Annotated in this window: 9 protein-coding genes; 4 read left to right on the forward strand and 5 right to left on the reverse strand. The window is 47.0% G+C overall.

Annotation, left to right across the window (positions count from 1 at the left end):
• Positions 1 to 2 precede the first annotated feature (2 nt).
• Entirely contained in the window at positions 3 to 2549 is a 2547-nt protein-coding gene (locus Q4526_RS07500) for a hypothetical protein (RefSeq protein ID WP_215976382.1), read from the reverse strand.
• Between the two features lie 280 nt (positions 2550 to 2829).
• Entirely contained in the window at positions 2830 to 3432 is a 603-nt protein-coding gene (locus Q4526_RS07505; RefSeq protein WP_215976383.1) for a zeta toxin family protein, read from the reverse strand.
• Between the two features lie 222 nt (positions 3433 to 3654).
• On the opposite strand from Q4526_RS07505, the gene Q4526_RS07510 reads away from it, so the two are divergent.
• Genes Q4526_RS07510 through Q4526_RS07520 form a run of 3 tightly spaced genes read left to right on the forward strand, consistent with a single transcriptional unit; the run spans position 3655 to position 6723 of the window.
• Positions 3655 to 4623, forward strand: coding sequence for a hypothetical protein (locus tag Q4526_RS07510; RefSeq protein WP_215976384.1), 969 nt, complete (start codon positions 3655 to 3657; stop codon positions 4621 to 4623).
• Positions 4624 to 4667: 44 nt separating this feature from the next.
• Entirely contained in the window at positions 4668 to 5483 is an 816-nt protein-coding gene (locus tag Q4526_RS07515) for a mannosyl-3-phosphoglycerate phosphatase (RefSeq protein ID WP_215976385.1), read from the forward strand.
• A 19-nt stretch (positions 5484 to 5502) separates the two neighbouring features.
• The gene (locus tag Q4526_RS07520) at positions 5503 to 6723 is read left to right on the forward strand and encodes a glycosyl transferase (protein ID WP_215976386.1); all 1221 of its coding nucleotides are present in this window, start codon (positions 5503 to 5505) and stop codon (positions 6721 to 6723) included.
• A 111-nt stretch (positions 6724 to 6834) separates the two neighbouring features.
• Here the strand turns inward: Q4526_RS07520 and Q4526_RS07525 are convergent, their stop codons facing one another.
• The 3 genes from Q4526_RS07525 to Q4526_RS07535 all read right to left on the reverse strand — a co-directional run bounded on the left by Q4526_RS07525 (position 6835) and on the right by Q4526_RS07535 (position 9996).
• Entirely contained in the window at positions 6835 to 8238 is a 1404-nt protein-coding gene (locus tag Q4526_RS07525; RefSeq protein WP_215976387.1) for a tetratricopeptide repeat protein, read from the reverse strand.
• Positions 8235 to 9026, reverse strand: a complete 792-nt coding sequence (locus Q4526_RS07530; RefSeq protein WP_215976388.1) for a 2-C-methyl-D-erythritol 4-phosphate cytidylyltransferase — start codon at positions 9024 to 9026, stop codon at positions 8235 to 8237. The genes Q4526_RS07525 and Q4526_RS07530 overlap by 4 nt, the downstream gene beginning before the upstream one ends.
• Positions 9027 to 9183: 157 nt before the next feature.
• Positions 9184 to 9996, reverse strand: coding sequence for a response regulator transcription factor (locus Q4526_RS07535; RefSeq protein ID WP_215976389.1), 813 nt, complete (start codon positions 9994 to 9996; stop codon positions 9184 to 9186).
• A gap of 176 nt (positions 9997 to 10172) precedes the next feature.
• On the opposite strand from Q4526_RS07535, the gene Q4526_RS07540 reads away from it, so the two are divergent.
• Positions 10173 to 11068: filamentous hemagglutinin N-terminal domain-containing protein (locus Q4526_RS07540; RefSeq protein WP_215976390.1), on the forward strand; the 896-nt coding region annotated here is incomplete at its 3' end.

Consider the following 11068-nt stretch of genomic DNA (forward strand, 5'->3'; position numbering starts at 1 on the left):
GTTTATAAGGTTTTTAGAAATTCAATAAGAGCAAATTTTTCCTCGTCACTTAGCGGCGCCTCTTCTTCCGTGTCGGGTAGATAATCCGTGCCAAAATAATGACCTTTGTTGGTTACATAGTCGGGGCAACTACTGTTTTTAAGCAGTGGGTCGACTAAGTTGGCAAAGATCGCCTTGGCCTGCTCGTCGGTTGCATCGGCCGGTAATTTCTTTAAGTCTTTAATTATTTTGACTAACAGTTTAATCCGTTGCTTATCGATATTGCCCAGGTCTGTGTTGTACAACAAATTAACAGGCGTGCCGGCTGGGATTGGGCCCAGAGTAATCCCCTCGGACGAGAAGAATTTAGGCAGTAATTTTGCCAAGATACCTTCAAATTCAGCGACCACCTTGGGCAAGTAGCCCTCAGTAATATTTAAATGCGTGGTTTGCTGAGTTACTTGAATATAACCTGGGTGTTTTTTACCGGAGCGGGTGATGACTTCAAACGGATAATCGTAATCGTACTGATCATCTTGCCCCGAATAGGCGCGTTGTTCCGGCCATAGTAGGCGTTCGATAGACTCGTTAAACGATTTCATTCGAGCATCAACGGTGCCTTGGTACTCAAACGGCCCGAGGGCATTGTTTAGCAAAAATGGAGCGCTCGACCAAAGGCTGATTAAAGAGGCAGGGCGGGTATAACCCCGGCCACCGCCAGGCATGGTGAAATCACGCAGCTCACCGGTATAAGGGTTTTGCACGTTAATGGTTCCCACCGGCGGCAGTGATTTGTAAGAGCTGGAGGTGAAGTTGTCCCATATATCACCGGCCAGGCCATTGCGTGCCAGCGGGCTGCAGGCATTGGTTTCGAGCAGGGGTAGGGGGACCCGCAGCTCGTTGGATAAAAAGTTATTGTCGAGAAAATCATCCGCTTGAACGATATCTTCCATCGCTGATTTGAATTGATCGGTCTTGGTGTGTTGCCAGTAATCGTTCCAACATTTTAAGTAGTTATTATTGACGCAACCTTTGTCGGGGAAGAAGTCCTGGAATACATAATCGGGTAGTTTAGAGGAATGGCAGCGCGCACAGGTACTGGCAAAAACCTCTTTGCCCAAGGTGAGCTGAGCTTCATCGTCTGTAAGGTGACTGCTGCCGCCGGGAGCATTTTTTAAGTAATCCGGCTCGGCACTGCCCAGAAAAAATAATGCCACATCAGCGGTTTGGTTTTCATTGGCACGCCAGTAAGCAGAGTTCTTTTGGGCGCTGGCTATGGGGAAGGGGGTGATTTTCTTGCCACCGACCACCGGACGGAAGTGCTCTAACCATTCTTCACTGAAAAGACCTATGTTGACATACACTCGGTTCAGTGCGCCTAGTGCGCCGACCGAATCGGCCCCATCTTTGAGCACACGGGGTGTGTAAACGGTATCAGGGGCATCATAAAACTGACTTAATGCATGGTCGTCAGGAAGGAAGTCATTAAGTTGTTTGTTATCTTGCTCTGGACCTTCAATATTTTCCTTACCCCACTTGGTAGAGAGCTCCAGGCGTGATGCTAAGTTGTAAATAGCATTCATAGTGCGCGGATTATTAATGTAATCGGTTGACACCAAAGAGGTATCGAGCGCGCCTGGCTTTGAGGCGTGAAACAGTTGTTTTAAATAATTACTTTCATCTTGGCGCCACAATAAAATTCTATCCACCCAAAAATATTGAGCTCCTGGGTTAGAGTTCAGGTTGGCCCACTCTGGATTATTAAAATCCTGTGGTGGATTGGTTGGGTTGGGGCCAACATGGCAAAACCCGCACGACATACCGACTCGATATGGGCGAATTAAGTCCTTATTGTCGTAATAATCCGGGTCTGTGTAGTAGCGTACTGGGTCCCAGTTGGCTTCGGCTTGTTCGTCAAACTCGGGATTAGGGAAAAGTCGTAAACCCACAATCCCAGTGCCATAGCCGTAATAAGAGCCCACTTCGATATTTTCACCGCGGGCGCCGATTTTAATACCAGGATACTCATCCGCATTTTCAAACGGATCGGGTTGACAGTTCTCGTCTCTCACATCGAGCCAAAGGCCGTAACGATCGGCTCTGGGGCTATTGGCCTTCGTGAAGCACGGTTCGTTCACCACACCAAGATATTCCCAGCGGTTATCGCGGCTATAGCCTAATTCAGGGTGGTTAGAAATGGTTTTAAGTAAGTCGGAATTGCCAAAAGTGAATTGGCTAAGCTCGTCCCAAAACCGGTCATTACCGGCCGTCCAAACAATCCAGTTATTGCGACCCCTGGCAAAGCGTTTAACGGCATCTTCTTCTGATATACCGGGAAAGAAAGGGGCGAGTCGTGCCTGTAAAGCCTTAGGATTTTTGGAAATTCCGTAATCCATGTCGGCGTAGTAATCGTTCGTTGAACCCGATAGCTGATCTTCTTTAACGCCGGCACACTGGGCTTCGTCGAGTACATTTCCAGCGCCGGACCCGCAGGGGGCATCACTACACCCTGATAATAATAACAACGCAGTGATTGCTGAATAAAAGGTAATGAAGCGTAATGCCCGCATGGTATCCCCCTTCCTTGAAGCCAATAGGTTGCAGCCAGTAGAAACTGGTCATTATTGTTGAGTTGTAGAATTGAAATAATAAAGTTATGAGATGTACTGCTACGTCCAATTGGCGCCACAATTAATGGCGACAGTTACATCTGGGGCTGGACAACATCCTGTTGCTTGAGCACTCTAAACAGAGTTTGCAGAAGAATCAATTAAAATATGCGCAAAAATACAAACGGTATATTTCAGCGCCATAAATGAAAATAATAAAGCGGAAGTGAAGTCGTAGTGTTTAAATTATCTCGCATTGGTAAGTGGGGTAGCTTTGTCTAACCCAATCAGGTGGAATAGGTTGTACGTTTTCATAATATCCGGTTTTTATTTTTATACACAAAGTTGGTTGTTCAAAGTCTACACTGTTATCAAAAATCAACGCTTCATTGGCCATCTCAACGGCCTCTCGAATAAAGGCTGGGCAGCGCGCAAAGCGTTCTATCACTTTGTGTGTTGGTACGTTATGGCCGCCTTCCTCGACCCGTTGGCAAATGCGGGCCAGGCTTATTTGAGGGCTGTTAACACCGATATGAATGAGTTTAGTATGGAAGCCGGCGGCCTTGGCCGCAGCGATAACGGCGGGCTTACTCGGGTGAGAAAAGGTAGACTCCCAAATAAAACTAGTTTGGTTTTTGATGCACATCTGACGTCGTTCGGCAGCAATTTCAGCGGCATGGTAGGCAGCTTGCATGGATTTATCTTCGAGTTCTAAGTGCTGAATAATATCGGCATTAAGAAAGGGTCTACTGCCCATAATATGATGCAGCTCATTATAGTAATAGCTGGTTTTTCCTGAGCCATTGGGGCCGGCTAAGGCAATCATTGTTGGCGCTGTATTCATAATAGAACCCGTCGGTTCAGTGCGTTATATATGCCTTGGCGGCAACTTATTGGTTGGCAAGTTTAATAACATAGCATAAGTCACTACTCGGACTGATGAATGACGCGACTTTAATGGCCTTAGTTTATGCAGTCTCTGTTCTTGGCTAGCGGTGGTATAAAATTGCGTAAATGTGATTGTGGCGCATTTCCTGCTAGCTATTTGTTTCAGGAGGCTGAACTTATGTCAAATACAACACTACCACCCGTACAGTGGCCCGCGACTTTTGCTGAACTCAAAGTAGAGGCGAGGGTCCCGGAATCTCTGGCGCAGGACTTGGCGCAAGAATTAAAAATGCCTGCCTATATTGCACAGCATCTGCTAGAGGTCTATCAGCCGTTAGCTCAATATTGTGCGGCGCAGTCGGCGGCCCAAACGCAGCCCTATATTCTAGGGGTTAATGGTGCCCAGGGCACTGGGAAATCGACGGCGGCGAAGGTTGTCGGTACGTTGCTTACCGATGTAAGCAAGCTGCGTGTCTGTACTTTATCAATTGACGATTTGTATTTAGGGCGAGAGGCTAGGCGCGACTTGGCTAATCGATTCCATCCTTTACTGGCGACCCGAGGCGTGCCTGGTACCCACGATCTGGCATTGGCGCTCGGTGTATTTGACGCATTAAAGTCTGCGCAGGCAACCACGGTAACCCATATTCCACGCTTTAATAAGGCGCTGGATGACTGCGAGCCCCGGGAAAATTGGGAGCGGTTTACGGGTAAGCCGGATGTTATTATTTTCGAGGGTTGGTGTGTAGGGGCGACTGCCCAGCCGGACTCGGCGCTCGATCAACCGGTCAATACACTGGAGGAGTCGGAAGACGCGAACGGTTTATGGCGGCGCTATGTCAATGACTGTCTAGGGGACTATCAAGCGTTGTTTGCACAGTTGGATCTACTGGTGATGCTCAAGGCGCCGTCGTTCGATCAGGTACTGGAATGGCGCCAGTTGCAGGAGTCGAAGTTGCGCGACTCGTTAACGCCTGAGCAGCTTGCCAACTCAAAGGTAATGAGTAATAGCGAGGTGGCTCGCTTTATTGCGCATTACGAGCGTTTAACACGTTGGATGTTTGCCGAAATGCCCGCGCGCAGTAATGTATTACTGAGTTTGGATAAAAATCATCAAATTGCCACGATACAGTGCCATACTCCCTAGTGCGTGTATGGCACTAGACAAAAATTAGAAAGACGAGGTTAGCTTTGACTAAATTTGCGGTATTTACCGATCTCGATGGAACCCTGCTGAATCACCACGATTACTCTTACCAAGACGCGTTGCCAGCCATTGCCAATCTTCGGGCGCGCCATATCCCGCTTATTTTAGTGTCCAGTAAAACCCGGGCCGAAATGGCACACCTGTGCCAGGAATTGGATATTCAAGATCCTTATGTGTGTGAAAATGGCAGCGTTATCGTCTTGCCCAAACCGTGGGTGCAACAGTTTAACGTGGATACCTCGACATTGACGGATGCCGGGGAGTGTTGGCTGGCATTTCGCGGTGCCGCTCGCGACGAAATTCTCACGATCGTAAAAGCCAATAAGGGCGAATGCCCCTTCGTAGGGTTTGCCGATATGACGGTAGAGGATGTCATCGCTTGCACCGGGCTCAGCCACGAGGCAGCCACCAAAGCCATGCAAAGAGACGCAACCGAACCCTTGCTTTGGCCCCAAGATGGGGCGGGGTCGGAAGAGTTTGCCCGGAAGTTGGGCGTCTACAATTTGCAGCTGCTCAAAGGGGGCCGGTTTTACCACGTTATGGCCAATTGCGACAAAGGAGACTCGGTACGTTATTTGCTGAGTCTTTATCAGTCCTATTATGGGGCAAGTGTGCACAGCATTGCACTGGGAGACAGCCAAAACGATTTAAAAATGTTAAAAGCTGTAGATACAGCGGTGGTTATGCCGCACCCTGATGGCTCATATATGAGTGATAAAGGGTTAATCGGGGAATTGCACGCACCTTACCCGGGCGCTAAAGGTTGGCGTTACGCAGTAGAGCAAGCGTTGCAGCAATAATACTAACGAGGAAGCACCAATGAGTGATTTTTTTCAAAATGGCCGCATCGGCACCCTTCATAATTTAGGCAACCGTCCTGTTGAGGAGTTAGAGGCCGAATTGCTGGAGTGGAGCAAGCAAAAACCTATGTGTTTGGTTTTGCCTTGTTTGTATTCTGAGCTGGAAGGCCCGGCCATGGAAAACATCGTCGATGAACTGGCAAAAGTGCCATTTCTCGATGAAATTATTATTGGTTTAGATCGCGCCGATGAAGAACAATACAAAAAGGCCAAAAAATTCTTTGCCCGATTGCCGCAAAAACACTCTATTCTTTGGAACGATGGGCCGCGATTAAAAGCCGTAGACAAAGTGCTGGACGAAGTGGGTCTGGCGCCGCAGCAACTCGGTAAGGGGCGCAACGTTTGGTATTGCCTAGGTTATGCGCTCGCGCAGGGTAGGGCCCGCGCCGTGGCCTTGCACGATTGTGATATTGTCACCTATAAACGCGATATCGTCGCCAAGCTTTTTTATCCTATCGCTCACCCAACCTTTAACTATATGTTTTGCAAGGGCTACTATTACCGCGCCGCCGGTGGCAAGTTAAATGGCCGTGTTAGTCGTTTGTTGGTGTCGCCACTTGTCCGCTCTTTACAGCAGGTATGCGGTCACAACGATTATCTCGATTTTATTGATAGCTTCCGCTACGCACTGGCCGGCGAATTCTCCATGAGCATGGATGTTGTCAGCTCAATTCGTATCCCCAGTGACTGGGGTTTAGAGATTGGTGTGTTATCCGAGGTTAATCGTCGCTACTCTGACGAACGTGTGTGTCAGGTGGATATCGCCGATGCCTACGACCACAAACATCAAGATCTTTCGGCGGACAACCCCGACGGTGGTTTGTCGAAAATGAGTACGGATATCTCCAAGTCATTCTTCCGCAAGTTGGCTATTCAAGGGACGGTTTTCTCTCCCGAAGTTTTTCGCACTCTAAAGGCGAGCTATTATCGCTTGGCGTTGGATTTAGTTGATCGCTATCACAATGACGCCGTTATTAACGGCATGACGCTGGATCGCAACAAAGAAGAAGAAACCGTAGAACAATTTACCAAGTGCATTATGCGTGCCGGTGAACAATTTCTAAATGACCCCACCGAGCGGCCGTTTATGGCCAACTGGTCACGAGTGCTAAGCGCCGTGCCTGATGTATATTCGCGTTTGCTTGACGCCGTGGAAAAAGACACCAAAGAGATCGGTTGATTCTTTATGGTTTAAAGTTGGACTCGCTATTGGCGTCATTCAATCTGCCGATGGCGAGTCCTTAATTTGAAAAATATTGAGCTCTTGTTTTCAGTTTTGGCAAGTATAATTTCATAAGTTTTTGCAGAAGTTAATAGTATTATTTTGCCCCTTGCGTATCGCCTCTACAAAATATCTGAGATCGCTAGGGTTTTTTCTTGCCATAATCCTTGCCGTTCTAAGGCTGCCTCTAAGGCCATTTTCTCTTGTAAATAAGGCGGGTGCTTCATTGTTCCATTCGAGTTCCCTGTTAAGCCAATTCATTGCAACCCGGCCATTTCCGTCTATGTATGGATGAACTTCAATAATTAAATATAAACAAATAGCAGCACGATACACACCATTAGGAATTTTGGGGTATAAGTGTTCAATAAAATGTCTAATTGTTCCGCAAGATTCTGTTGGTTTTGATCGTGGTTGTGTAATGTCATTTTTTAGAGTATTTCTGCAATATTTGAAGTGCCCTGGCATAAATCCATCAAGCTCTCTTACCGAAAGAAGATGCCAAAAGCGTAGACAGGACTCTGCAGAAATAGGGTTTAATAGTTTTGACTTATCTTTTCGGGCTTGAGTGATGGCTGGGATCATCGCTAAGGATTCTACATAGTCATCGTATCTTTCGTGGGTGGGTGTTATTTTTGAGCATTCTTCTAGTTGGCTTGGGGTTTCGATGAACGGAATCATGAAGAGCGATTCAATATAATTCCAGTTGTCGGGTAAATTAATTTTCTCAATTTCAGTCTTATGATCCTCCGGAATGGCATCTATCATTGCTTGTATAGTGTCTAATACAAAGTTGTCTTTTTTTAGTATTTTATCCGGAGTGCTTGCAATTATATTGTCGATATAATCTCTATTGTTTTCGTTGTTTGCTAATCTAATATTTTCTTCTAGTCTTTCATGCTCGCTCAGCATGGCTGATGTCTCGTCGACTAACTCTAATTCATCTTTTGGTAATTTAATGTATTTAAGTAGTTGCTCTTGTTTTCTGGCAGATTCAAAATCACCGGCTATTGTATAGCTTGTGAGTAGATTTACCTTGGCGGTAGTGAATTTTGGAGCGCGGTGTACTGCCTCATTAAGAAGTTCTATTGCGTTTTCTAAATCCCCATTTTCTCTATACGCACAACCTAGTTTGTTTAGTGATATTGGTGTTCTCTCTATTTCTACAGATTTGTGGTAGCAGGTGAGCGCATCTTTAGGGCTGTTTTTCATTCGGTAGACATCGCCCAGCATTAATTGTGTTGGGGGGAATTTCGGGTTTAGGTGAATGGCTTTTTTTGCGGCCTCCTCAGCAGTTTTTAGGTCATTTATTGCCAGGCTTACTGTGCATATGTTGATCCATGCGCTTTCTTCGCTGGGGTCAGTTATGGTTGCTTTTTTGAACCATTGGGTTGCAGATTTTAAGTTTCCATTTTTTAACTGGCTTACTCCATTTGTCATCTGTTCTTGCCATAAGGTTTTTTTATTATTCATGCGCTTTCCGTAGATCGAATAGTTCGGTTTAAAGTGAGATCATTTGCTAGTTTCGGGGCGATTATTTTTTTGGCTATTTCCCAATCTAATTCATTTGTGATTTTAAAATTATCAGGTTCGCCTTGTATACTTTCTACAGAATGCCCACCGGCCATTACATATTGAGCTGTAGATTGATATCTTTCTTTTACAGAGTGATGTTTTTCTAGTATGTCTCGAAAAAATGCTTGGGGCGTTTGAAATAACAATGCTGTCTCTTTTGGAGCGTATTCCGTTATCTTTCCATGGTTGAGGAGTCCGACCGGAACAGATGGTTGAATGAATGCGCCAGCTGCACCTGTTTCTTCGGCTGCAAGAATAACCTTTTCTATAAGCTGTTGGCTGGCAAAAGGGCTGGCTGCATTCTGAATTAAAAGAGTTTTTGCTTGCGATGCCTTTATGAGCTTGTCAACAGTGCTCCATCTACAATCCCCTCCTGAAATGACTGAAACAGCCGGAGGTAGTAATTCATTGAATACGTCTTCATAGCCCTGAGGTGCAGCCACGATAACTTCGTCTACGATTGGTAGAACCTTACTGACAACGATCTCAACTAGTGTTATTCCATTAATTTTAAGTAAGGCTTTAGGGCCTTCTCCCAGTCTTAATCCTTGGCCTGCGGCAGGTATTAGCGCTGCTTTTTTCATCATGTTAGTGTGTGCTTTGCGGGTGGTTTTTTGTGTAAAAAGATGGTTTATTTTAACCAGTAAATCAAAAATTGCTAGCTTTAGATTAGAGTCTATTTTCAACTCGGATAAAGTGCTAGATGGAGGGAATAAGCCTGCTGGTCAGTCGAGCAGCGAGGATATGGCCATAGATGCATAGGGTGGTTAGTTGTTCTTTACGGTATGGCGCAAAGTCAAAATTGTGAGATAGAAGTTACTATCAAAGAAATTTTGGCGGGTTTTATCCCTGTCCCAACCACAAAGCCGTCAAGCCCGCGCGGCCATTAACATCGAACTTGCGATATATATTGGAGACGTAAGAGTGCACCGTGTTGTAACTTATTTCCAGTTTACGGGCGATTTCTCGTTCGCTGCTGCTAGTGAGTAGTTGTTGCAAAACTCGCCGCTCGCTTGGGGTTATTGCCCCTGTGCTGATTTGAAGTCCATGCGACAGAGCTACCTGCCTTTGAAACCAGCCTAAGCTGCGCAATAAAGTCGCGGCTAATTGACAGTCGTGTTGGCTAAACATCGGTTGTCCCGTCACCCGGTCAACGGAAAAATAACACTCCATATCCTCATTTAATGGTGTTACCACATACAAGCGATCGGTGACGCCATTTTGAGCTTTTTTCTCAAGATAGTAAGGCGATTGGTACCAGTTATCATCGACAATATCGCTCAGCCGGTAAGCTCTAAAACTACCTGCCATACGCACATGAGTTGTCAAGGAGGGGTCGGGCGTTTGGGTACGTATTTTTGCCAGCATTTTTTTACTATAAGAGTCATCAGAGGGTTCGCTGTCCAGTCTATGGCTGATACGCGGGCGCCATCCCAGCAATGGGTCATTGGGTTCGTGCGTATTAATCCGCAGGGCTCCCACCCAAAAGGCGCTTGTGCCATTGACCAGCCGGCACAGTTCTTCCAGTAAGTAATTGAGAGCCTTATCGCTATCGGCGGCATCAAATTGTATGAGAGTGTCCCACACATTAGTCATCTCTGGTGTTGCTGGTAATAATCGAGGCTGGGTAGCGGTGAGTAAAGTGGACTGAGGCATATTTAGGGCTGACAATTGTGGCATGAGGGTAATAGTTCGTATTATATAGAAATGTATCTAAGTCACTTATTAAAGAGGCGTGGTATTTTTATACCCTCTAATTAGAGGGTACCGTCTTTGCTCGCTGATTGCGATAATTGCTAACTAATACACACCTTAAATCATCGGATTGGCACATGAATATGCATCAAGCACCTTGGGGCAAGTTAAAACGTAATTCACTGACATTGGCAATAGTCGCGCTTAGCAGTGGGGTTTATGGTGCCCCCGATGGCGGTGTGGTCATCGACGGCAACGCCAATATTCATCACTACGGCAATATCACCGATATCAACCAGCACAGCCAGAACACCACCATCGTGTGGGACAGCTTTGATATCGACGCCAGCGAAATCGTTAACTTCCTGCAGCCGAATGACACCTCTATTGCGCTCAACCGCGTCTTCAGCGCCGACGGTACCCAAATTAACGGCCAGCTTAACGCCAACGGCCGCGTCTTTGTGATGGACGCCAACGGCGTCTTGTTCGGTCAAAATGCCAGCGTCAACGTCGGCTCGCTGGTGGCTTCTACGTTGGACGTGTCGCACACCGACTATACCCACTTTACCTTTAGCGGCAATGGCGCCCCCGCCTCGGTATTAAACTTAGGCGAAATTACCGCTGCCGACACAGGTGCGGTAGCGCTTTTAGGTGGGCAAGTCAGTAACCGCGGTGTCATTCAGGCCAAGCTGGGCAACGTGGCACTGGCAGCCGGCAACCAAATCACCCTCGATTTTGCCGGTGATGGCCTGCTGAATGTACAAGTGGACCAAGCCGCGCTGAACGCCTTGGCGGAAAACCACGGCCTGATTCAGGCCGACGGCGGCCAGGTACTCATGACTGCCCACGCCAGTGACGCGCTCTTGCAAACCGTGGTCAACAACACCGGCGTGATTGAAGCGCAAACCCTGGCCGAACAAGACGGCAAAATATTACTGCTGGGCGGCATGACGCCTGAGACGGGTGGCACTGTGCGTGTCGGCGGTACGCTGGATGCTTCTGCCCCCGAAACTGGCGACGGCGGCTTTATTGA

This window comes from Gilvimarinus sp. 2_MG-2023 (genome assembly GCF_030547685.1).
In the GTDB taxonomy this organism is placed as follows: Bacteria; Pseudomonadota; Gammaproteobacteria; order Pseudomonadales; family Cellvibrionaceae; genus Gilvimarinus.

Excerpts from the sequence above, each read along its gene's own strand:
- Q4526_RS07500 (WP_215976382.1), bottom strand. The coding sequence starts at position 2,549 with ATGCGGGCATTACGCTTCATTACCTTTTATTCAGCAATCACTGCGTTG.
- Q4526_RS07505 (WP_215976383.1), bottom strand. The coding sequence starts at position 3,432 with ATGAATACAGCGCCAACAATGATTGCCTTAGCCGGCCCCAATGGCTCA.
- Q4526_RS07510 (WP_215976384.1), top strand. The coding sequence starts at position 3,655 with ATGTCAAATACAACACTACCACCCGTACAGTGGCCCGCGACTTTTGCT.
- Q4526_RS07520 (WP_215976386.1), top strand. The coding sequence starts at position 5,503 with ATGAGTGATTTTTTTCAAAATGGCCGCATCGGCACCCTTCATAATTTA.
- Q4526_RS07525 (WP_215976387.1), bottom strand. The coding sequence starts at position 8,238 with ATGAATAATAAAAAAACCTTATGGCAAGAACAGATGACAAATGGAGTA.
- Q4526_RS07535 (WP_215976389.1), bottom strand. The coding sequence starts at position 9,996 with ATGCCTCAGTCCACTTTACTCACCGCTACCCAGCCTCGATTATTACCA.